The organism is Paraburkholderia sp. LEh10 (genome assembly GCF_017814945.1).
Taxonomy (GTDB): Bacteria; Pseudomonadota; Gammaproteobacteria; order Burkholderiales; family Burkholderiaceae; genus Paraburkholderia.
This window is the reverse complement of sequence record NZ_JAGIPX010000020.1, coordinates 25,404-46,672: the sequence shown is the minus strand read 5'-3', so window position 1 is coordinate 46,672 and position 21,269 is coordinate 25,404. Positions and strand designations below refer to the sequence as shown.

Sequence of the window (21,269 nt, the reverse complement as noted above, 5' to 3'; positions counted from 1 at the left end):
GTTTCGAACGACTGCCGCTCCAGAAGAGCCAAACCGGGAAATTTGTCCGCGCAAATGCGCGACAGTCGCAAATTGGGAACGTTCATAGGTCATAATGTCCGCAAAAATACCCAGCAAGGACTCCTGTGACCGAGGCTTCACCGCTTGAACTGCTGAAGCAGGCGCGCACCCGCTTCACACAAAAAGAAATCGCCGCGCATGTCGGCAAGGACATCAAGACGGTGCGCCGCTGGGAAAAGGGCGAAACGCCCTGCCCGGCCATGCTCGAAGCGGCATTGCGCGAACTGCTCGTTCCCGCGGACAGGCGCGCCGCCCGGACGCCGGCCGGCGCCAGCCGATCTCACGTGCGTTTCATCGATCTGTTCGCCGGCATCGGCGGCATTCGCATGGGCTTCGAGGCGCACGGCGGACAATGCGTGTTCACGAGCGAGTGGAACGCGTTCTCGCAAAAGACGTATCAGGAGAATTTCGGCGACGCTCGCGCACAGCAGGCAGGCGTGCCGGATCACACGCTGATCGGTGACATCGTCACGTTCCCCGCCGAAGCCGTTCCCGCGCACGACATCCTGCTCGGCGGCTTCCCGTGCCAGCCGTTTTCGATCGCGGGCGTCAGCAAGAAGAACGCGCTCGGCCGCCCGCATGGCTTCGAATGCACGACGCAAGGCACGCTCTTTTTCGATGTCGCGCGCATCATCGCCGCGCGCCGCCCCGCCGCGTTCCTGCTCGAGAACGTGAAGAACCTGCTGTCGCACGACAAAGGCCGCACCTTCGACGTGATCCTGCAGACGCTGCGCGACGAACTGGGCTACGAAGTGCATTACCGCGTGATCGACGGCGCGCACTTCACGCCGCAGCATCGCGAGCGGATCATCATCGTCGGCTTTCGCGGCAAGACGTCGTTTTCGTGGGAGGATCTGCGCCTGCCGGAAGAAGGGCCGCGCCTCGCATCGATCCTGCACAAGACCGACGGCAGCGAACCGACCCTGCCGTGGGACGGCGACCGTTTCTTCGATCACGCCGCGCGCCGGGTTCAGGCCAGATACACGCTGACGCCCAAGCTCTGGACCTACCTGCAAAACTACGCGGACAAACATCGTGCCGCGGGCAACGGCTTCGGCTACGGGATGGCGTATCCGCAAAGCGTGACGCGCACGCTTTCGGCGCGGTATCACAAGGACGGCTCGGAAATTCTCGTCTACCAGGGCGAGGATCAGCGCCCGCGCCGCCTGACGCCGCGCGAGTGCGCACGGCTGATGGGCTTTCCCGACACGTACCGCATTCCCGTCAGCGATACCCAGGCGTACCGCCAGTTCGGCAACAGCGTCGTGGTGCCGGTGATGCGCGAAGTCGCGCGGATCATGCTGCCGCATGTGCTGGCGCTCACGCGCGCGGCGGATGAAGAAAGCGCGGCGGAGCTGGCGGCCTGATGGTCGATATCGTCAACGCGGCCACGCGCAGCCGAATGATGTCCGGCATCCGCGGACGCAATACGAAGCCCGAGATCCTGATCCGCAGCCTGCTGCATCGGCGCGGCTTCCGGTTCCGGCTCGATGCGCGCGATCTGCCCGGCCGCCCCGACATCGTCTTGCCGCGCTATCGCGCTGTAATTTTCGTGCACGGCTGCTTCTGGCATGGTCACGACTGCCCGCTCTTCAAATGGCCGCAGACGCGCCCGGAGTTCTGGCGCGACAAGATCGGCCGCAACCGCGCCAACGACGCCAAAGCTCAGGCTGCGCTGCTCGAACACGGCTGGCGCGTCGCGACGGTGTGGGAATGCGCGTTGCGCGGAGCGAACCGGGATATCGACGGCGTGCTTCAACGGCTCGTGGACTGGCTGCACGCCGACGCGCCGCTGCACGAAGAGCGCGCCTGAGCGCAACCGTCGGCGATCGCCCGCGCTGGCCGCGGGACCCGTCGCGCCGCACTTTTCGACTCACGCGCGCGGCGAATATTGCCTTGCGCCGGTGCTACACTCGATTGGCTCACTGGAGTCCCTCAAGCGGTCTCTCGGCGGCTCCCGTCCATCCAAGAACCACCTAGAAGGAGGCACACGATGGCTGATTTCAGAATCTGGTCGGACGACTTCCCTGCCAACGGCTTCATGCCGAAAGCGCAAGAGATGAACGACAAGGCGTTCGGCGTCGACGGCGACGGCGAAAACGTGTCGCCCGCGTTGCAATGGGACGCGCCGCCCGCCGACACGCAAAGCCTCGCGCTCACCGTCTACGATGCCGACGCGCATACGGGCAGTGGCTTCTGGCACTGGGTCGTCGTCAATATCCCCGCCGACGCGCGCTCGCTGCCGCGCAACGCGGGCAAGGCCGACGGCAGCCTGCTGCCGCAAGGCGCGCTGCAGTTTCGCAACGATTACGGCACGGTCGGCTTCGGCGGCGCTGCGCCGCCGCGCGGCGACAAGCCACATCGCTTCATTTTTCGCATTCACGCGTTGAAAGTCGCGAACCTGCCGCTTGCCGCCGATACCACCAACGCGGTCGCCCGCTTCATGGTGCATCTGAACGAAATCGATTCGGCGACGTACACGGGCCTGTACGAACTGAAGTGACAGCGGCTGCGCGGCAAGGCGCCCTCGCCCTTGCCGCCCTTGCCGCCAGTCTGCCGGGCCGTCGCGGCCGCTCATCATCATGGCGACAGGCATCGCCCGTCTCGACTCTACGGATGACTGCCGCCATATCGCCGTCCATCACAACAACACAATGCAAGCATCTTCATCGAGGGGCAGCCGCCCTGCATCGGGCGCATCCAATCCCGCCGCCGCGACTTCAGCCGCCGCGCCGGATGCCGAGCACGGACTGCCGCTGCCGCAACGCTATTGGGCCATTCTCGTCGTCGCGCTCGGCATCACGCTCGCCGTGCTCGACAGCGCGATCGCCAACGTCGCTTTGCCGACCATCGCCCGCAACCTGCATGCAAGCGCCGCCAGCTCGATCTGGATCGTCAATGCGTATCAGCTGTCGGTGACGATCTCGCTTCTGCCGCTGTCGTCGCTCGGCGACCGGATCGGCTACCGGCGCGTCTACCTGGGCGGGATGGCGCTGTTCACGGTCGCGTCGCTTGGCTGCGCGCTCGCGACGTCGCTGCCGCTGCTCGCGCTCGCGCGTGTGATTCAGGGCTTCGGCGCGGCGGGCATCATGAGCGTGAACACGGCGCTCGTGCGCATGATCTATCCGCCCGCGCGCCTCGGGCGCGGCATCGCGATCAACGCGATGGTGGTGGCGATTTCGTCGGCGGTCGGGCCGACGGTGGCGTCGGGCGTGCTGTCCGTCGCGCCGTGGCCGTGGCTCTTCGCGATCAATGTGCCGATCGGCGTCGCGGCGCTCGCGGTCGGCCTGCGCTCGCTGCCCCGCAATGAGCGCCACGACTCGCCGTACGATTTCCCGAGCGCGGTCATGAACGCGTTCGTGTTTGGCCTGGTGATCTTCGCCGTCGACGGGCTCGGTCACGGCGAGCGCTACGGCTTCGTCGCCGTCGAACTGATCGGCGCGATCGTGATCGGCTATTTCTTCGTGCGGCGACAGCGCACGCAGCCCGCGCCGCTCTTGCCCGTCGATCTGCTGCGCATTCCCGTGTTCGCGCTATCGGTCGGGGCGTCGGTGTGCTCGTTCTGCGCGCAGATGCTCGCGTTCGTGTCGCTGCCGTTCCTGCTGCAGAACCACCTCGGCATGTCGCAGGTCGAGACGGGCCTGCTGATGACGCCGTGGCCGCTCGTGATCGTCGGCGCGGCGCCGTTGTCAGGCGTGTTGTCGGACCGGATCTCGGCGGGCTGGCTCGGTGGCCTCGGTCTCGCGGCGCTGACGGCCGGCCTGCTGCTGCTCGCCACACTCGGCGAGCACCCGACGGCGTCCGACATCGTGTGGCGCATGGCGCTGTGCGGCGCGGGCTTCGGGATTTTCCAGTCGCCGAACAACCGAACGATGCTGTCGGCGGCGCCGCGCCACCGCAGCGGCGGCGCGAGCGGCATGCTCGGCACCGCGCGCCTGACGGGACAAACGCTCGGCTCGGCACTCGTCGCGCTCGTGTTCGGCATCGCGCCGCAGCACGGCCCCGTGATCACGCTCTATGTGGCGGCAGGGTTCGCGGCGGCCGCCGCTGTCGTCAGCACGATGCGCGTGACGCAAGCGCCGGCCGCGGCGTAATCCTGCGCGGCTGGCGCAACAGCCTGCGCCCTCGCGGGCTGCGCCGCGCTGCCCGCTCGCCGCTTAGCCGCCGCCCTTTCCGCCGATGCTTGTAGTCGAAGGTCGCAACCCGCCGGCGTTCGATGCGACGCCGGGCGGGTGTCGCTCTGGCCTTGAACTTCCCGCCTGTGTCACTCATCGTCGCTGGACGTTTCACCACCTTCCCCGCCGCTGAAGACGCGGCGCAAAAGCTGTTCGACAACGGCTTCCTGGGCGAAGACGTCACGCTGTTCTTCGTCAACCCGCGCGGCCAGCACGCGCGCCACGCACTCGATGAACACGCGGGCGCACCGCCCGTCATGTCGAGCACGCCGCCACTTCATCGCCAACATCACGCCGTGACAATCGGCGCGGTCGCGGGCGCGGTGATTGGCGTCGTGGTGTTCTCGGCCTTCGCGGCATCGATGCCCGTCATCGTGATCGCGGCGGGTGTGGGTGCGTATCTGGGCGTGCTCGTCGGCAGGATGGTGCACGCGCGCACCCGCCCGCGCGAGCATCACGACGTCGTGCATCACGAGCTGTGCAACTCGGGCGTGCTCGTCGCCGTGCATGTGTGCCCGGAAAATCAGAGGGAGGCGGCGCGCATCCTGCGCGAAGCGGGCGGCGCGGACGTCGAGCGCGCGACGGGTCGCTGGCAGAACGGCAAGTGGTCGGATTTCGATCCTCGTCAGACGCCCGTGCCGTTCGCCGAACTAAACCAGCAGCAGGCGTGATCACGCGAGGATGAAGCGCAGACGGCAGCCTTTGCAGGCTGCCGTCGCGGGTGTGCTGACGTCGCCAACGGGCGCGCCGCGAACGCGCGGTCAGAAAGCGCGCTCCGCTAGACCGTCACATCGGCGCGCTTGACGGCTTTCTCCGTCACCGACGAAGCCGTCGCCACATGCCGCAAGTCGGCGAGGAACGTGTCGCGCCATACGGAAAGATTGTTCTCGCGCAGCGGCGCCATCATGTCCGCGTGACGCGCCTGCCGCTCGGCGAGCGGCATCGACAGCGCGCGCTCCAGCGCCTCGGCCATCTGCGACAGATCGAACGGATTGACGACCAGCGCGCCCGGCAATTGCTCCGCGGCGCCCGCGAACTGCGACAGCACCAGCACGCCCGGATCAGCGGGGTCCTGCGATGCGACGTATTCCTTGGCGACGAGATTCATCCCATCGCGCAGCGGCGTCACGTAGCCGACCTGCGACTGACGGAACAGCGCCATCAGCAGATTGCGTTCGTACTTGCGGTTCAGGTATTGGATCGGCGTCCAGTCGAGCTGCGCGAAACGTCCATTGATGCGGCCCGCCTCGCCTTCGAGGTTCTGACGGATGCGCTGATAGGTCTGCACATCGGAGCGCGTCGGCGGCGCGATCTGCACGAGCGATACTCGGCCATGCCAGCCGGGCGCGTTCTGCAGCAGACGCTCGAACGCCTGGAAGCGCTCGACGAGGCCTTTCGAATAATCGAGCCGGTCGACGCTCATGATCAGCTTGCGGCCGCGCATCGCGTCGCGCAGGCTGCGCACCGGCTTGCGGTCGCTGTACTGCTCGGCCGCCTTCGCGATCGCGTCTGGATAGATACCGATCGGATAGGCGGCGACCTTCAGGAAGCGCCCATACGCGTGAATCATGTTCTCGTCGCTCGACGTGCCGTGGCGGCCGCGCTCGATGTAGTCGACGAACGACTGCCGGTCCGCGTCCGTCTGGAAGCCGACCACGTCATAGCTGCACATGCATTTGACGAGTTCTTCGTGCGGCGGAACGGTGCGCATCACTTCCGGCACGGGAAACGGAATATGCAGGAAAAATCCGATCGGATTCTTCACGCCGAGCTCGCGCAGGCAGCGCGCGAACGGCAGCAGGTGATAGTCGTGGACCCAGATGATGTCGTCGGCCTTGACGAGCTCCTTGAGCTGCTTCGCGAGCGTCAGGTTCACCCGCAGATAGCCGGCATATTCCTGCCGGTCATAGCGCGACAGATCGTTGCGGTAGTGGAATGTCGGCCATAGCGTCGCATTCGAAAAGCCGCGGTAGTACTGGTCGTAGTCGCGCTTGCTCAATTCCACGGTTGCATAGGTCACGTTGCCCTGCTTCTCGATGACGGGCTCCGACGGCTCGGTGGCGATCTCGCCGCTCCAGCCGAACCACACACCTCCCGTTTCCTTCAGCGCGTCCAGTACTCCGATTGCCAGACCGCCCGCTGCCGGGCGTCCTTCCTGAGTCGGCGCGACGCGGTTTGAAACGACGATCAATCTGCTCATTGCGGCTCCACCTCATTCAGTTGACTGTTTCATGCGGTGATACTCCGACTGTCGGCACGCAAGTCTTATGCCGCATCGCGCGAAAACGCGGAATAAAAATGTATGCAAATGTGACAAGCGAGCAAAAACGCGCTGCGCGCTGGCGGCCGCGCAGCAGATTTTTCGCTCGTCAACCGGTTGAAAACCGACGTAAAGAGAACTCAGGCGTCCTGTTCGGAGCCTAGATCGCGCTGGTAATCCAGCCCTTCCTGGCGCACGCCGCCCTGGTTGTGTTCCCCGTCTGGCGGGGCGCCCGGCGCGGCGCGGTTCTCGTGCGCCGGATCTGGTGTGGGTGAATTGCCCGTGCCGCCGGCTGGGCGCTGATCGCGCTTCGAATGGCGCGCGGAGCGCCGCAATGCGGGATGTCTCATGATGGACGCCTCCAAGGGAAGGCCGCTACCCGGACGGGGGTTCGTCCGGGCCGCATCACCTTAGTCTAGAGCCGATGAACGTAAATTGCGGGTAAAAAGTTCGCCCGTTTTGTAACCAGTACATCTCTCAGGCCCACGAATTGCACACGCGCTCGCGCGCACCAGCGTTGCGGCGATCAGCGGCGTCACAATTCGGGGAGCAGCGCCATGCGCCCACGCGTGTGAGGCGTCTGCGACGGCTGCGGCGGCGGATCGCCGATGGGCGGCGTATCGGGTTCGACGGGTTCGCGCGTCGGATCGGGCACGGTATCGGGCTGGCCGGGTTCGGGCGCGTTAGGCGGCGTGGTGGGTTCGGGACGATGCGCGTACAGATCGCGCTCGGCGTCGTGGTCCGGCATGATGGGCTCCTGGCGGCCAGGGCCGGCATGCCGGCGGGGCTTGGGTGCCGAAGGGAATCGGCGCTCCTGCCCGGCCGCCTGCCCGCCCTGGCTCCATGCAAGTGCTGTTTTCGTTCGACGCAGTTTCGGCTGCTGCGCAGCCGGCTGCTCCAACTGAAATCAGCAAGGCATGTGCCGTCCGCACGCCGCGCCGGGCGAAGGCCGCGCTGCGTGCTGCGCGGCGGACTAGGCGTCCGCCTTGCCGAGCGCCTGAGGCTCGTCGCTGATGTCGTCGCCGTCGGCGCGGCCGGCGTCGTTGCCATACTCGACGAGCCGGTTATACAGCGTCTTCAGGCTGATGCCGAGAATCTCGGCGGCACGCGTCTTGACGCCGCCGCACTGCTCGAGTGTCGCCAGAATCAGCTGGCGGTCGGCCTCCGCCAGCGACGTGCCGAACGGTATCGTGATCGCCGTGCCCGCCGTCGGCTTAGACAACGAGATCTGCAGCGGCACGGTGGCCGTGCTGTCCGAGTCCGTACCCGACATGATGTGCGCGCGCTGCACGTAGTTCTTCAACTCGCGCACGTTGCCGGGCCACGGGTACGACAGCAGCATGTCTTTCACAGCGGGCGGAAAGTGCTTCTTCGTGGCGTGCTGCTCGTTCAGGTCGTCGAGAAACGATTGCGCGAGAAGTTCGACATCCTTGCCGCGCTCGCGCAGCGGCGGCAAGCTGATGGGGAACACATTGAGCCGGTGGTAGAGATCCAGCCGCAGTTTGCCTTCGAGCACCGCCTGTTCAGGATCACGATTGGTCGCGGCGATCAGGCGCACGTCGGTCTCGATTTCCTTCGTCGTGCCGACGCGCATGAACATGCCCGTCTCCAGCACGCGCAGCAGTTTCACCTGCAGCTCGATCGGCATTTCGGTGATTTCGTCGAGGAACAGCGTTCCACCGTTCGCGCGCTCGAAATAGCCCTTGTGCTGACGGTCCGCCCCCGTGAACGCGCCGCGTTCATGGCCGAACATCTCCGATTCGATCAGGTTTGGCGAGATCGCGCCGCAATTCACCGCGAGAAACGCATGCTTGCGCCGCAGGCTCAGCTGATGAAGCGTCTGCGCGGCGACTTCCTTGCCCGTGCCCGACTCGCCGACCAGCATTACGGAAGCGGCCGTCGGCGCGACGCGGCTGATCTGGTCGTACACCTGCTGCATGACGGGCGAATTGCCGAGCATCAGGCCGAAGCGGCCCATGCGACGCAGTTCGCCGCGCAGCGTGCCGATCTCGGCCTTCAGGTCGCCCGGGCGGGGCAGGCGGCTGAGAATCGCCTTCACCCGCTGCATGTTGATCGGCTTCACGAGGTAGTCGGCGGCGCCCATCTTCAGCGCGCTCACGGCCGATTCGACCGTCGCGTGACCCGTGATCACGACGAACTCGACGCCCGAGCGCGGATCGAGATCCTCGAACAGGTCGACCCCCGTGCCGTCGGGCAGCTTCAGATCGGTGAACACCACGTCCGGCATCTGCCGCACGAGCTGGATGCGGGCCTCGCGCAGATCGCCCGCCGTGGCCGTCGTCAGTCCGTCTTCCGCGATGATCGCCGCCAGTGCGTCGCGGGTACTCAGATCGTCATCGACAATCAATACATGTGGCATCGCGTATGGAAAGCTCGAAAGTGCTGGTAGTGGATACGCGCAGCCTGCGCTTCGCCACAAAATTGCGACGACAAAAGCGTCCGCGCGGTGCGACTCTCAAGCATACGCCTCGCTCGCAGCACCGGACGCCCAACCGGAAAAACTTCCCGAATTAACGCATCTGCGCAACAATTGCCGTAAATCTTGCTGTCAAACCCACATATTGTTGTGGTTTTTACTCATTATACGGGCTTGCATCGAAAAAACATAAAGTAGCGGGCGGCCTTCATGCGGCAGCGCACGGACGGCGCGGCAAGCCGCGGCCGCGCCGTTCATGTCAGCCGCGCGGGAAAGGCCACGCATCGCCGCTCGCGCCGTGATCCGCGCCATTGCCACTGCGCAGATGCGCAGCGGGCGCCACTTCGGCGCCAGGCGCATGTTGCGGCTCCGTCACCGAGCCACCTTCGCCTTCCCAGCGAGTCAGGTCGCGCGCGAGTGGCGCCTGCGCGGCGCGCTGCCTTTGCACCCAGCGCCATGCAAGGACGCTGCCCACGGCGAACAGAGCGCCGAAAACGCCGATTTTGGGTCGTGCCATCTTGAACTCCTTGTTGTCGTGAATGGTTGGGGCGTGCTCACGTCGGCTCGAGATCGCTCGGCGCCGCTCAGCGCGCGGCGAGCAGGCCGACCAGAAAACCGACGCCAGCTGCGATGCCGAGCGATTGCCACGGGTTCTCCCGCACGTAGCGCTCCGTCTGAAGCGTCGCGCTGCGGTAGCGCCGCTGCGCTGACGACTGCGCATCCGCCAGCGCCGTCTGCACCGAATCGACATGCGTGCGCAGCCGCTCGCGCAGCGCGTCGAGACCTTCGCCCGGCACGACGGCCGCGAGCCGCAGCATTTCTTCCGAATCGGTCAACAACACGCGGAGATCCTCGACGATTTTTTGTCGGCCCAGCGCGAGCTGTTCGGTGGTTTCTGTCATCGCAATCTCCCAATCTGCTTGTCCGCGCGGGGCTGATTGATCCCTGGTTGGGGGGCGGATGGTTGCGGGCAAACGCCACGCATGCGCACCTGCACCGCCTGTTGCGCCCATGTTGCGCGCGGCGCCACGTGAAATCCTGGCCGATGCGCTTCGTGCATCCCCTGTCCGTCGATGCTTGCAACGGCTGTTCCCGCCTGCTGGTGCGATCCTCGCGTGCGAGTCGAGTTCCGCTTTTCGATACGGCGCGGCGGGCACGCGCCACGCGTACGAAGTCGCCGGCGGACGAAACGCACGCGCAACTTTTGCCGGTATCGCGTGTCGATCGTACGCCAACCTTGGCGATTTGCCAGCGAACGCCAATCTTGCAGTCGCCTTGCCGGAACTGCCGCGCCAGTGGTTAAATTACCTTTTGTGAGATAGTGGACCGACTCACAAGGCAGTCCACGCACCGATACTGGCCTGCGCCATTCACGACATCCACCCGCAATTGCACAGGACACCCCTGGTTATGGCAACGACCGATCTCGACTCGCCCGCGGCTGAAGCCGGCAGCAGCGCAGCCTCGGCACAGGCGAAGCCGCGCACGACCGAAAACGTCGCGGGATTGAAGTCGTACGGCACGCTGTACGGCTCGTCGCCCGTCATGCTGGATCTCTATGAACAGATCGATCGTGTAGCCGCGACGGATGCGACGGCGCTCATCATCGGCGAATCGGGCACGGGCAAGGAGCTGATTGCCCGTACGATCCACGAGCACAGCGCGCGCAAGGGCGGCGCGTTCGTTGCCGTCAATTGCGGCGCGATTCCCGACGAGCTGATCGAGGCCGAGCTGTTCGGCCACGAGAAAGGCAGCTTCACGGGCGCGGTGCAGGGCCGCGTCGGCTATTTCGAGCATGCGAACGGCGGCACGCTGTTTCTCGACGAAGTGACGGAAATGGCGCCCGTGCGCCAAGTGAAACTGCTGCGCGCGCTCGAAACAGGCACGTTCTATCGCGTCGGCGGCACCGAGCTGATTCGCGGCGACGTGCGCGTGATCGCGGCGACCAACCGCGACCCGGCCGTCGCCGTCAAGGAAAACGGCTTGCGCGAAGACCTCATGTACCGGCTCGCCGTGTTTCCGTTGCGTGCGCCGCCGCTGCGCGAACGCGAAGGCGACCGCGAACTGCTCGCGCTGCATTTTCTGGATGAGCTCAACCGGCAGGAAGGCACGAACAAGGTCTTCAGCAAGCGCTCGCTGGAAACGCTGCGCACCTGGTCGTGGCCGGGCAACGTGCGCGAGCTGAAGAACGCGGTGTATCGCGCGTTCATTCTTGCCGAGAAGTCGGTCGAGTTGCCGCATCCGCATCTGATGACGCGCGTGAAGAAGCCCGTCACGCTCGGCGACTCGATGAGCGTATGGATCGGCACGCCGCTCGCCGATGCGCAAAAGCAGATCATCCTCGGCACGCTCAAGTATTGCGGCGGCGACAAACGGCGCGCGGCCAAGGCGCTCGGCGTCAGTCTCAAGACGCTGTACAACCGCCTCAGCGCATACGGCGACGAAGAGTCGAATTCCGACGACTGATGTGCATGCGGTGCGCGTTGCGCCGCGTGCGTGCCGTCATTCAAGCGTTTCCGTTTCCTTTCGTTTCCTTGCGCGCGTTCGTGACGTCACGGCGGTGTTAGCGCGGCCTTCCAACGCGGCTTCATACGACATTCCCGCACGAGCGCGCATCGCTGTACGCGGCGTGGCGTTCACTCATTGCATCAGGCACGCCAACTGCTGAGAGCGCAAAGCAGAAAGACAATAGCCCCGCAGCATCTTTTGCAATTGCTTGCATTTTCCCTATGCCAATTACAAAAGGCATCCTGCACAATGCGGCAGCGAAAAACAGACGCAGTCTGCCTTCGCGCTGGCGCGCTTCACGCACCGGAGGCACGAGCAGGAGCAATGACGAAGAAATGCAAAAAGCAACGCACCGCAAACCGCACACTGCGCAGCCCGCGACGATGCGGCGTTCGACTTTCCCTGGCGTCGCGCTGCTTGCCGGCCTCGCTGTAGCCGTCACGTCGGCGCTGAGCGGCTGCAGTTCGCTCTACTCGGAAGGCGCCACGGCGGGCGCCGGTATCGCGGGCGCAGCGATTGCCGCCAAAGTCACCAACAACGCCGCGGTCGCGACGGGCATCGGCCTTGGCGCCGTCGCGGCGGCGCGCGCGGGCGTGCAGTACTCCGAGCGCGTCATCCATCGCAATACTCAGGACAGCATTGCAATCGCGGCCGGCCCGCTCGCGGTCGGCGCCGTCGCGCCGTGGAGCATCACGCATTCCGTGCCGCTCGAAGAAGACGAGCATGGACGCGTGACCGTCAGCCGCACGATCAGCGCGGGCGAGCTCGACTGCAAGGAGATCGTATTCTCCGTCGACAAGACGGCGACGAACAACGTGCCCGCATCGAGCGCGTTCTATGTCGCGTCGATCTGCCGTGACGGCAGCGCATGGAAATGGGCGTCGGCGGAACCCGCGACGGAACGCTGGGGTTCGCTGCAATGAACGCGCGCTCGGCACTGGGACGCGTGAGCGCGGCAACGGCTGCCCGGCTCGCGTTGGCCGGCGCGCTGTGCATCAGCGCGGGCGCGATCGTGAGCGGGTGCAGCTCCGCTTCCGTCGGCGCGGCGGCAGGCGCGGGCGCCGGCGCGGCGACGGGCATCGTCACGGCCAATCCCGCCGTGGGCATCGGCGTCGGCATCGCCGTGCAGGCGGCCACCGACGAGGCCGTCTCGCGCTATCTGCGCGTGATGCATTCGGATCAGCAGAACGTGATCGCGGCGCTCGCGGGCACGATGCCCGTCGGCGAGACGCGCGACTGGAGCGTCAAGCATGCGCTGCCCATCGAGAACGGCCACGGCCAGGTGCGCGTGACGCGCGCGTTCGCATCGTCGCTCGCGATCTGCAAGGAGTTCGTGTTCTCCGTCGTCGACGGCGACAAGCCGGACGCAAAGGTCTTCTGGTTCACGGCTGCCGCGTGCCAGCAGGACAACAAGGGCTACTGGAAGTGGGCGTCGGCGGAACCGGCCGTCGAGCGCTGGGGCAATCTGCAATGACGTTGGCGTGACACCGCGCAGCCTCATCGCGCGGTAAAGCAGGCGCTTGCGCGATGCGCGGCGATCAGATACGAAGGGGAGCCGCGCGGCTCCCCTTTTTCATGAGGCGATGACGCAACCGCAAGCGTGCTGCGAATCAGGATTCGACATCTTCGAGACTGAAGATTTCCGTCTGGTCGTTGTACGAGAAGATCTCGCCATAACGGCCCCAGTTGATGACGGCATCGAGCGTCTCTTCAGCGGCGCTGTCGGACAGGAAGTCCTCCAGCTCCTGCTCGAAACGCACGCGGGGCGCACGATGTCCGGGCCGCTCATTCAGCACCTTCTTGATTCGCGCCGCGAGCGGTACGTGCTTGAGCAGGTGGTCGGCGAACATCAGCTTGCGCTCCTGCGTGCCGAACTCGGCGAACACGCGCGCGGGCGGCGTCAGGAAAATATCGCCCTCGCGCACATCGGCGAACCCGAGATGCTGCAGCACTTCGGCGATCGGGAACAGGTCGTCCACTTCGAGATGCAGCGAGCGCGCGATCTCCGGCATGTCCGCCCGGCCGTGGTACGGCGCGGCCGCGAGCGTCTCGATCAGACCCGCCATCAGGTTGGTCGACACATGCGGCAGCCAGCTGTGCAGCTCCAGCCCCTTCTTCGTCGTCTCGTCCTTCTGGCGCGCGGTCATCTTCGCGTAGATGTCGTCCACCAGTCGCCGGAACGCCGGGTCCAGACGATTGCGCGGATGCTTGAAGGGCACCTTGATCTCGGCGATCACGCGGCCCGGATTCGACGACAGCACGAGGATGCGGTCGCACATGAACACGGCTTCCTCGATGTTGTGCGTGACGATCAGCACCGACTTGATCGGCATGCGGCCCTGCGTCCACAGGTCGAGCAGATCGGTACGCAGCGTTTCGGCCGTCAGCACGTCGAGCGCGGAGAACGGCTCGTCCATCAGCAGCAGCGTCGGATCGACGACCAGCGCGCGCGCAAAGCCCACGCGCTGACGCATGCCGCCCGACAGCTCGCGCGGATACGCGTTCTCGAAACCGTCGAGGCCGATCAGGTCGATCGCGGCCAGCGCGCGTTCACGGCGCTCGCGCGCGCCGACGCCGAGCGCCTCCAGACCGGCTTCCACGTTCTGCAGCACGGTCAGCCAAGGGAACAGCGCGAAGGTCTGGAACACCATCGCGACGCCTTCGGCCGGTCCCTTGAGCGGCTTGCCCATATAGGTCACTTCACCGTCCGTCGGCTCGATCAGCCCGGCGATGATGCGCAGCAACGTTGACTTGCCCGAACCCGAGCGGCCGAGCAGCCCGACGATTTCGCCTTCACGCAGCGACAGGTTGGCGTCGTCGAGGACGAGCAGTTCGCCCTGCGCCTTGTTGAACCCGCGGCACACGTCCTTGACGCGCAGGATTTCTTCGCCGAGACGCGGTGGCATCGGCGGCGTCTGGATCGGCGCGGCGGTTACCGCTTTTGGATTTTGCATCGCGTTTTGCCTTCAATGAATCTCAATCGAGCCGCAGACGGCTTTCGGCGTAGGCGTACAGCGGACGCCACAACAGACGATTGAACAGGGACACGAACAGGGACATCACCGCGATGCCCAGAATGATCTTCGGATAGTCACCTGCCGCCGTGTACTGCGCGATGTACGCGCCGAGTCCGTGCGCGGCGAGTTTCGTATTGCCCCACTGCACGGCTTCCGCGACGATGCTCGCGTTCCACGCGCCGCCCGAGGCCGTGATCGCGCCCGTCACGTAGTACGGGAACACGCCCGGCAGCATCGCCTGCCGCCACCACTGCCAGCCGCGGATGCGGAAGTTCTTCGCGGCTTCCTTGTAGTCGTTCGGATAGGCGCTCGCGCCCGCGATCACGTTGAACAGGATATACCACTGCGTTCCGAGCACGATCAGCGGCGAGAGCCAGATGTCCGGATTCAGATCGAATTTGACGATGACGATCACGAACACGGGAAACAGCAGGTTCGCCGGGAATGCGGCGAGGAACTGCGCGAGCGGCTGGATCTTCTCGGCGAGCGCGGGGCGCAGCCCGATCAGCACGCCCGCGGGCACCCACACCACCGACGCGATCGCGATCAGCACCGTCACGCGCAGGAGCGTCAGCAGGCCGAGCACGAACACATGGCCGACTTCGTCGAGCGTCACGCCCGTGCGCACGAACATGACCACGCGATAGACGACGTACAACGTGGCGAGCAGGATGATTACCGTCCACACGATGTCACCCGTCTTCGACGGCTTGTCCGTGGCGGGCTTCACGAATTTCACGGGCCCGACGCTCGGCCAGCGGAACGGCACGCGCGCGGCCTTCGCGAACAGCCAGCCGAGCGGGACGAGCAAACGGTGAATGAGGCGCGTGCGGCGGATCAGGTCGAGCAGCCAGGACTCGGGCGCGTCGCCGGAACTGGTGTTCTCCATGCGGAACTTGTCGGTCCACGCGACGAGCGGACGGAACAGGAACTGGTCGTACGCGAGAATCACGACCGTCATCGTCAGGATCACCCAGCCGATCGCGTGCAGGTTCTTGTCGGCGATGGCCTGCGCCAGATACGCGCCGATGCCCGGCAGCGTGATCGTGTGATTGCCGACCGTGATCGCCTCGGACGCGACCACGAAGAACCAGCCGCCCGACATCGACATCATCATGTTCCAGATGAGGCCCGGCATTGAGAACGGCACTTCGAGCTTCCAGAAGCGCTGCCACGACGTCAGGTGAAAACCCTTCGACACTTCGTCCAGATCGCGCGGCACCGTGCGCAGCGACTGATAGAAGCTGAACGTCATGTTCCACGCCTGGCTCGTGAAGATCGCGAAGATCGCGGCCAGCTCCGCGCCCAGCACGCGCGACGGAAAGAGCGCGAGGAAGAACGTCACCGTGAACGAGATGTAGCCGAGCACGGGCACCGACTGCAGGATGTCGAGAATCGGCACGAGCACCTGGCTCGCGCGGCGGCTCTTGGCCGCGAGCGTCCCATAGACCAGCGTGAACACCAGCGACGCGACCATCGCGGCGAGCATGCGCAACGTGGTGCGCAGCGCGTACTCGGGCAGGTTCGCCGGATCGAGCGAGATCACCTCGTTCTGCAACGTCGAGATGGGCGCCATCGTCTCGTGGAAGCCGACGACGGCCATCGCGATCAGGCAGATGATGAACGGAAACGCAACGAAGTCCCAGCGGTTGGGCAGCACGCGCCATGCCGACGCATTGGCGGTGCGATTGAGGGTGAAGCTGAACAGATCCATCAGGCGGCCCTCCCGTGGCGGCAGGACGCGAACGTGCCGCAAGCCTTGATGGCTACGCTCGCGCCATCAGGGTTCGCGGCGGCGCGACGGTCCGTGGATCGATCCGGAAAGCGGAAATCAGGCATGGCAAGACTTTAATGCGCGGTAAATCGTTGGCGTTGAATAGCATTGGCCGGCAACGGACAGATTGCACGGCGCCCCGTGCCGGCCTGCACCTACGGCCCGCGCAATCGTGTTGCGCGCGCCGCCGCCGGCAGGCCGGCGAGCTTTCCTCATTTTGGACGGCACGACACTACTACAACCTGTGTGACAGAAACAACCATTGACATTCAAATGACACGTTGAATGCCTCCCGGAATGAATCTGTAAGCGACAGGCCGCCAGCCAGCGTCACCTGGCTGAAAAAGACGGGTTGCGCAACCGTGCGCACCAACCGTCGCGCGCGAGCCACATCCAAATGGTCATGCCGCTATTCAGAAAGTCCCGTCCGAAGCCGTTAAAACCACACACGGGACTTTCACACGCGCAAATCCTGACTGGCGTCGGGCCGCGCGGCGGTTAAAATCTTGAGGCGGCGAATCTAGCTGGCCGCCGGCAACGAGGACGGCGGCACGGCGTACCTATCCTGGCTCCGTGCGGCGCACGGCGACGAGCGGCAGGAACGGCCCGGCGCCAGCGCGTTGCAACGAAAGACGTTGTTGCATGAATCAGTCAGACGGATCAGAGGGTCGATGAAAAGGACAACCTTGCGCCAGGCATTGGGACCGGCCAGTTTCGTACTGGTCGTGCTCGCTTGCTGGTTCGCATCCGGCCTGGTCGCCGACCGGATGGTACAGCAAGAACTGGAGGCCGCCCTGCGCCAGCAGCGGCAAATGTCCGGCTCGATCGTCTACAACATGGCGGAAGTGATCGCGAGCGATCTGGCGATGTCGCGCGCCATACCCGCCACCATGGCCGAACTCGGCGTGATCCAGCAGGCCCTGACGCACTCGCAGAATTATGCCGCTTCGGGCGCCGAGGGGGAACCCGCGCACCGCGACGAATTGCTCAAATCGCCCGAACTGGCGGGCATCGATGGCTTCCTGCGCGATGCCCAAGGCTTCTCCGGTCTCGACATCATCTGGCTCGTCAACGCGAACGGCTTGTGTGTCGCCGCGAGCAACGCGCAAAACGCGCATTCGTTCGTCGGACTCGACATGCGCTCGCGCAGCTATCTGACCAACGCCCTGCTCGGCGCGTTCGGCGAAGCGTACGGGGTAGGCCGCATGAGCGGCGAGCCGGGCATCTTCATTTCCGCGCCCGTCTACGACGACGGGCTGCTGGTCGGCGCGATCGTCGCGAAGGTCGGCATCGCGCGGCTGCGTCACTGGGTTGCCCATGCGGGCACCTTCGTCACCGACGACAATGGCGTGATCATCATGGCGCACAACGCCGCGCTCGAAGGCGAGGCGATGCCGAACTCGCGCGTCATGCAGATGAGCGAGACGGAGCGCATGAGCACCTATCATCGCGATCAGTTCCCGTCCATACAGATCCGGCCGGTCAAGGAGCAGGTGCACCGCGCGATGCCGTGGGTGCCGTTGGCGATCGCCGAGCAGCTTTTCGAACTGCCGGGCCAGCCGATTCCGACGCTTTACCAGTCGCGCGGCGGACTGAACTCGGGGCTCTCCGCGCATCTCGTCGATCCCCTCGCCGCCTGGCCCGAACTGATGCGCAATCACAAGCGCGATCATCTGCTGGTGTTTCTGACGCTCGCGGGCACAGTGGCGCTCGCGTGGGTGATCACGGTGTCGTACCTGCGCGAGCGCCGTCACCATCGCGCGACGCGCGTGCTGGCCGAGCAACTGCAATCGGCCAACACGCTGCTGTCCGCCGAAGCGCGCCACGATGCATTGACGGGCGCGTTGTCGCGCCGCTATTTCCTCGATCTGCTGCGCCATGAGATCGACCGCGCGCATGCGACGGGCGAACCGCTATGCATGGCGATCGCCGACCTCGATCACTTCAAGCAGATCAACGACCGCTTTGGCCACGCCGCGGGCGACCGCGCGCTCGAGCACTTCGTCGATACCTGCCGCACCGAATTGCGCGGCAGCGATGCGATCGGGCGGCTGGGCGGCGAGGAATTCGGCATTCTGCTGCCCGCGACGGCGCTCGGCGCCGGTCTCGAAGTGGTCGAGCGCCTGCGCGTGCGCCTGAAGGCGATGCCGTCGTCGAAACTGCCGTCTTCCGTCGGCTTGAGCGTGAGCATCGGCATCACGGAGCTGTCGGCTGAAGATCTGCCCGAGCGCATCATCAGCCGCGCCGACCAGGCGCTGTACGCCGCGAAACAGGGCGGCCGCGACCGCAGCGAAGCGGTGCCGCCCGGCGATACCGCGCCACCCGCGCGTGCGCCTGTCAACGCCTGGTAACCTGTGAAAAGCCTGCCGGCGCGAGGTGCGCGATGCACGCCGCATCGCGCATGTCGAAGCCGCCGGGCGAGCAGAGCTTAAGCAGGTATCATCGGCTTTCATACGAAAGTTGTGATCACCGCCCAAGCTCCCCGGAGGTTCATATGAAGGGAAATCTGGTCATCGTCTGCCGCGATCAGGACGCTGACGCTTTCGATCATTTGTTGGCAGAGTACGGCGCGTTTCAGACGCGTCTGTCGTCGACCACGTGGTATCTGAAGCTGGAAGTCGCGCCCGAAGTGATCCAGGAAGAAATCCTCGCGCGTCTCGGCAAGTACACGACGCACTACATCTTCGAAGCAGACACGGTGACGTGGAATACCGTCGATAGCGAAGCCGCCGCCGCGCTCAACACGCTGTTCACCGAATAGGCGCGGCGCTCATTCAAACGACCGGGAATGGCCGGACGGCCACGGACGGTCGGCTTCCATCCCGGGCTTCAAACCCAGGCTTCAATCACGTTCACGCCTGCCCCTTCATCAGCCGCACAGCGGTACCGCGCGGCGCATCACCAGACGCTTTCCGATGCCGCCGCCGGGCGCGACACCGCTTCCAGCGGGAACGTCATCTGCACGCGCAGCCCTCGCCCGCCGTTGGGCTCATCATTGTTGCCGATCTGCCATTCGCCGCCCACACGTCGGACGAGCCGCTCGACGATCGCCAGCCCGAGGCCGCTGTGCCCGTTTCCGCCGCGCGCCGGATCGAGCCGCACGAACGGACGGCTTGCGTTGATCAGGTCCTGCGCGGCGATGCCGTTGCCGTGGTCGCTCACCGTCAGCGTGAAGCCTTGTTGCGTGCGCGCGGTCGCGACGACGACGGGCGGCGCGCCGTATGCATGCGCATTGTCGAGCAGGTTGGACAGGATGCGGTCGAGCGTCGCGGCGGGCAGCCTGAAGCCGGGACCGGCGCGCAGCTCGGTCTGCACCGTCGGCGCGCCGCCCGACACCGCGCGATAGCTGCGCACCACGCGCTCGCACTGGCTGTCCACTTCGACGGGCTCGCTGCGATCCGCGCCGTCGTGTGCGAACACGAGAAACTGCTCGACGATATGCGTCATCGAATCGACATCGCGCACAACGCCATCGCGCATCTTCGCTTCTTCCATCATCTCCGCGCGCAGCCGCAGTCGCGCGAGGGGGGTCTTCAGGTCATGCGCGACGCCCGCGAGCATCACCGCGCGGTCGTTCTCCGTGCGCGCGACTTCCTGCACCATCTGGTTGAAGCCATGCGTCAACTGGCGCAGCTCGCGCGGCCCGCGCTCGCGCAACGGCGGCACGGGCTGCCCGCGCCCGAAGCGGGCGACCGCCTGCGCGAGCGAGCGCAACGGCTGCTGCAGCTGCCACGCGGCAAACAGCGCCGCCATTACGCCCGCCGAAAAAATGATGCCGAGCCACAACACCATCCGGTCGAGCGGACGGGGCGGTCGCAACGGCTGCACGGGGACGACGATCCAGCTTGCGTCGCTTGCCGCACGGACCCATAACGCGGGCGGCTTGCTGGGCACGCCGACGCGCACCTGCGTCGAGGTGGGCAGACGGTCGCGCACGTCGTCGAGGAAACGGTCGAGTGGAGCGGGCAGATTCGTCGAGTCGGGCGGCACGTCGGCGCTCGCGGGATCGACGAGGCGCACGCGCGAGGGCAGCGGCTGGTCAGGCTCGCGCCGCACGTGATCGCGCACGGCGTCGACGAGAAACACAGCTTCTTCGACGGCATAACGCGTCTGCGACTGGTTGCGCTCGAATCGCACCAGCAGATACCACGCGAAATGCGACACGAGCAGGACACAAACGACCAGCAGCGCCAGCCGCCCGAACAGAGAATCAATTGGACGGCGCATGTTGTTCGCCATCGGGGACGAACACGTATCCGCGCCCGCGCACGGTCTGGATGAAGCGCGGCACCGACGGATCGGTTTCGAGAATGCGTCGCAGGCGCCAGACCTGCACGTCGATACCGCGGTCGGTGCCGTCGTATTCCGGACCGTGCAGCAGTTCGAGCAGGCGCTCGCGCGTAAGCGTGCGCATCGGGTGATTGACGAAGATCTTCAGAAGCGCGAATTCGCTGCCGGACAGAGTGAGCGGCTTGCCTTCCTGATGCAGCGTGCGCGACTGGAAATCGAGCGTGAAGCGGCCGAACGAAAACGGCTCGCGCTGCTCAGGCGCGGCTGCCGACGGCAGCGTCTTGCGGCGGCGCAACACCGCCTGCACGCGCGCGAGCAGCTCGCGCGGATTGAACGGCTTGCCGAGGTAATCGTCCGCGCCAAGCTCCAACCCGACGATGCGGTCGACGTCATCGGCGCGGGCCGTCAGCATGATGACGGGAATATCGTCGCCCGACGCGCGCAGCTTGCGCAGCGCCGTGAGGCCGTCGACGCCCGGCATCATCAGGTCCAGCACGATCAGGTCGGGGCGTTCGCGCTCGATGCGCCGCTCCAGAGAGCCGGCGTCGTGCAGCACCGACACCTCGATGCCTTGCCGGGCCAGATAGTCGCGCAGCAGGTCGCGCAGTTCGACGTCGTCATCGACGACAAGAATTTGAGTAGCCATGGCTTGAAGTGTAACGCGCGCGTCATTGCGTATTCGCCCCTTGCCGCCCCCAAAGGGTTACCGGGTGTTACCGCGAAAGGTACGCGTAATGTCGCGTAACTT

General features: G+C 65.5%; 20 protein-coding genes. 10 read left to right on the top strand and 10 right to left on the bottom strand.

All coding sequences use genetic code 11. The features are described 5' to 3' along the window. Positions 1–125: 125 nt before the first annotated feature. The 5 genes from dcm (at position 126) to J8I87_RS18245 (ending at position 4,906) form a co-directional block, all read left to right on the top strand. On the top strand, positions 126–1,427 hold the full coding sequence (gene dcm, locus J8I87_RS18265) for a DNA (cytosine-5-)-methyltransferase (protein ID WP_209933087.1): 1,302 nt from the start codon (positions 126–128) through the stop codon (positions 1,425–1,427). Then, positions 1,427–1,873 (top strand): very short patch repair endonuclease, encoded by a 447-nt coding sequence (locus J8I87_RS18260; protein ID WP_209933085.1) that lies wholly within the window; start codon positions 1,427–1,429, stop codon positions 1,871–1,873. Before dcm ends, J8I87_RS18260 begins: the two co-directional genes overlap by 1 nt. A gap of 180 nt (positions 1,874–2,053) precedes the next feature. Continuing rightward, positions 2,054–2,563, top strand: a complete 510-nt coding sequence (locus J8I87_RS18255; RefSeq protein WP_209933084.1) for a YbhB/YbcL family Raf kinase inhibitor-like protein — start codon at positions 2,054–2,056, stop codon at positions 2,561–2,563. 151 nt (positions 2,564–2,714) lie between these two features. Next, positions 2,715–4,154: an MFS transporter gene (locus J8I87_RS18250; RefSeq protein ID WP_209933082.1), complete on the top strand. Its 1,440-nt coding sequence runs from the start codon at positions 2,715–2,717 to the stop codon at positions 4,152–4,154. Between the two features lie 167 nt (positions 4,155–4,321). Next, positions 4,322–4,906, top strand: coding sequence for a glycine zipper domain-containing protein (locus J8I87_RS18245; protein ID WP_209933081.1), 585 nt, complete (start codon positions 4,322–4,324; stop codon positions 4,904–4,906). Between the two features lie 107 nt (positions 4,907–5,013). Here J8I87_RS18245 and otsA read toward each other — a convergent pair whose 3' ends face one another. From otsA to J8I87_RS18215, 6 genes are all read right to left on the bottom strand, one after another. Further along, complete coding sequence (gene otsA / locus J8I87_RS18240; RefSeq protein WP_209933080.1) at positions 5,014–6,435, bottom strand: alpha,alpha-trehalose-phosphate synthase (UDP-forming); 1,422 nt, start codon at positions 6,433–6,435, stop codon at positions 5,014–5,016. 200 nt (positions 6,436–6,635) lie between these two features. Further along, entirely contained in the window at positions 6,636–6,845 is a 210-nt protein-coding gene (locus J8I87_RS18235) for a hypothetical protein (RefSeq protein WP_209933079.1), read from the bottom strand. 185 nt (positions 6,846–7,030) lie between these two features. Beyond that, positions 7,031–7,243 (bottom strand): hypothetical protein, encoded by a 213-nt coding sequence (locus J8I87_RS18230; RefSeq protein WP_209933078.1) that lies wholly within the window; start codon positions 7,241–7,243, stop codon positions 7,031–7,033. Positions 7,244–7,468: 225 nt separating this feature from the next. After that, the gene (locus J8I87_RS18225) at positions 7,469–8,875 is read right to left on the bottom strand and encodes a sigma-54-dependent transcriptional regulator (protein ID WP_209933076.1); all 1,407 of its coding nucleotides are present in this window, start codon (positions 8,873–8,875) and stop codon (positions 7,469–7,471) included. A 316-nt stretch (positions 8,876–9,191) separates the two neighbouring features. Next, the gene (locus J8I87_RS18220) at positions 9,192–9,449 is read right to left on the bottom strand and encodes a hypothetical protein (RefSeq protein ID WP_209933075.1); all 258 of its coding nucleotides are present in this window, start codon (positions 9,447–9,449) and stop codon (positions 9,192–9,194) included. 67 nt (positions 9,450–9,516) lie between these two features. Continuing rightward, positions 9,517–9,834, bottom strand: a complete 318-nt coding sequence (locus tag J8I87_RS18215) for a YqjD family protein (RefSeq protein WP_209933074.1) — start codon at positions 9,832–9,834, stop codon at positions 9,517–9,519. A 508-nt stretch (positions 9,835–10,342) separates the two neighbouring features. Here J8I87_RS18215 and J8I87_RS18210 point away from each other — a divergent pair. The 3 genes from J8I87_RS18210 to J8I87_RS18200 all read left to right on the top strand — a co-directional run bounded on the left by J8I87_RS18210 (position 10,343) and on the right by J8I87_RS18200 (position 12,914). Further along, positions 10,343–11,398, top strand: a complete 1,056-nt coding sequence (locus tag J8I87_RS18210; RefSeq protein WP_209933073.1) for a sigma-54-dependent Fis family transcriptional regulator — start codon at positions 10,343–10,345, stop codon at positions 11,396–11,398. A gap of 425 nt (positions 11,399–11,823) precedes the next feature. After that, positions 11,824–12,363: a hypothetical protein gene (locus J8I87_RS18205; protein ID WP_245254000.1), complete on the top strand. Its 540-nt coding sequence runs from the start codon at positions 11,824–11,826 to the stop codon at positions 12,361–12,363. Next, entirely contained in the window at positions 12,360–12,914 is a 555-nt protein-coding gene (locus J8I87_RS18200; protein ID WP_209933070.1) for a hypothetical protein, read from the top strand. Before J8I87_RS18205 ends, J8I87_RS18200 begins: the two co-directional genes overlap by 4 nt. A 136-nt stretch (positions 12,915–13,050) precedes the next feature. On the opposite strand, the gene J8I87_RS18195 is transcribed toward J8I87_RS18200, so the two are convergent. After that, positions 13,051–14,394 carry an AAA-associated domain-containing protein gene (locus tag J8I87_RS18195; protein WP_209933068.1) on the bottom strand — a complete coding sequence of 448 codons (1,344 nt, stop codon included), beginning with the start codon at positions 14,392–14,394 and terminating at the stop codon, positions 13,051–13,053. A 22-nt stretch (positions 14,395–14,416) separates the two neighbouring features. After that, a complete protein-coding gene (locus tag J8I87_RS18190) occupies positions 14,417–16,171 on the bottom strand; it encodes an ABC transporter permease subunit (RefSeq protein ID WP_209933067.1) in 1,755 nt (584 codons plus the stop codon). A 731-nt stretch (positions 16,172–16,902) separates the two neighbouring features. Between J8I87_RS18190 and J8I87_RS18185 the strand changes: the two genes are divergently transcribed. Together J8I87_RS18185 and J8I87_RS18180 are read left to right on the top strand one after the other, a co-directional pair. Then, entirely contained in the window at positions 16,903–18,582 is a 1,680-nt protein-coding gene (locus J8I87_RS18185; protein WP_209933066.1) for a sensor domain-containing diguanylate cyclase, read from the top strand. Positions 18,583–18,725: 143 nt separating this feature from the next. Continuing rightward, positions 18,726–18,992 (top strand): hypothetical protein, encoded by a 267-nt coding sequence (locus J8I87_RS18180; RefSeq protein WP_209933065.1) that lies wholly within the window; start codon positions 18,726–18,728, stop codon positions 18,990–18,992. A 137-nt stretch (positions 18,993–19,129) separates the two neighbouring features. Here the strand turns inward: J8I87_RS18180 and J8I87_RS18175 are convergent, their stop codons facing one another. After that, positions 19,130–20,458: an ATP-binding protein gene (locus J8I87_RS18175; protein WP_209933064.1), complete on the bottom strand. Its 1,329-nt coding sequence runs from the start codon at positions 20,456–20,458 to the stop codon at positions 19,130–19,132. Then, positions 20,442–21,167 (bottom strand): response regulator, encoded by a 726-nt coding sequence (locus J8I87_RS18170; protein WP_209933063.1) that lies wholly within the window; start codon positions 21,165–21,167, stop codon positions 20,442–20,444. Before J8I87_RS18170 ends, J8I87_RS18175 begins: the two co-directional genes overlap by 17 nt. Positions 21,168–21,269: the final 102 nt, after the last annotated feature.

What these genes read in the sequence shown, in the direction of transcription:
- J8I87_RS18220 (WP_209933075.1), bottom strand. Translation starts at nt 9,449, where the DNA reads ATGGCACGACCCAAAATCGGCGTTTTCGGCGCTCTGTTCGCCGTGGGC.
- J8I87_RS18205 (WP_245254000.1), top strand. Translation starts at nt 11,824, where the DNA reads ATGCGGCGTTCGACTTTCCCTGGCGTCGCGCTGCTTGCCGGCCTCGCT.
- J8I87_RS18200 (WP_209933070.1), top strand. Translation starts at nt 12,360, where the DNA reads ATGAACGCGCGCTCGGCACTGGGACGCGTGAGCGCGGCAACGGCTGCC.
- J8I87_RS18185 (WP_209933066.1), top strand. Translation starts at nt 16,903, where the DNA reads ATGAAAAGGACAACCTTGCGCCAGGCATTGGGACCGGCCAGTTTCGTA.
- J8I87_RS18235 (WP_209933079.1), bottom strand. Translation starts at nt 6,845, where the DNA reads ATGAGACATCCCGCATTGCGGCGCTCCGCGCGCCATTCGAAGCGCGAT.
- J8I87_RS18195 (WP_209933068.1), bottom strand. Translation starts at nt 14,394, where the DNA reads ATGCAAAATCCAAAAGCGGTAACCGCCGCGCCGATCCAGACGCCGCCG.
- otsA (WP_209933080.1), bottom strand. Translation starts at nt 6,435, where the DNA reads ATGAGCAGATTGATCGTCGTTTCAAACCGCGTCGCGCCGACTCAGGAA.
- J8I87_RS18255 (WP_209933084.1), top strand. Translation starts at nt 2,054, where the DNA reads ATGGCTGATTTCAGAATCTGGTCGGACGACTTCCCTGCCAACGGCTTC.
- J8I87_RS18250 (WP_209933082.1), top strand. Translation starts at nt 2,715, where the DNA reads ATGCAAGCATCTTCATCGAGGGGCAGCCGCCCTGCATCGGGCGCATCC.
- J8I87_RS18260 (WP_209933085.1), top strand. Translation starts at nt 1,427, where the DNA reads ATGGTCGATATCGTCAACGCGGCCACGCGCAGCCGAATGATGTCCGGC.
- J8I87_RS18170 (WP_209933063.1), bottom strand. Translation starts at nt 21,167, where the DNA reads ATGGCTACTCAAATTCTTGTCGTCGATGACGACGTCGAACTGCGCGAC.
- J8I87_RS18225 (WP_209933076.1), bottom strand. Translation starts at nt 8,875, where the DNA reads ATGCCACATGTATTGATTGTCGATGACGATCTGAGTACCCGCGACGCA.
- J8I87_RS18210 (WP_209933073.1), top strand. Translation starts at nt 10,343, where the DNA reads ATGGCAACGACCGATCTCGACTCGCCCGCGGCTGAAGCCGGCAGCAGC.
- J8I87_RS18190 (WP_209933067.1), bottom strand. Translation starts at nt 16,171, where the DNA reads ATGGATCTGTTCAGCTTCACCCTCAATCGCACCGCCAATGCGTCGGCA.
- J8I87_RS18175 (WP_209933064.1), bottom strand. Translation starts at nt 20,458, where the DNA reads ATGCGCCGTCCAATTGATTCTCTGTTCGGGCGGCTGGCGCTGCTGGTC.
- J8I87_RS18230 (WP_209933078.1), bottom strand. Translation starts at nt 7,243, where the DNA reads ATGCCGGACCACGACGCCGAGCGCGATCTGTACGCGCATCGTCCCGAA.
- J8I87_RS18180 (WP_209933065.1), top strand. Translation starts at nt 18,726, where the DNA reads ATGAAGGGAAATCTGGTCATCGTCTGCCGCGATCAGGACGCTGACGCT.
- J8I87_RS18215 (WP_209933074.1), bottom strand. Translation starts at nt 9,834, where the DNA reads ATGACAGAAACCACCGAACAGCTCGCGCTGGGCCGACAAAAAATCGTC.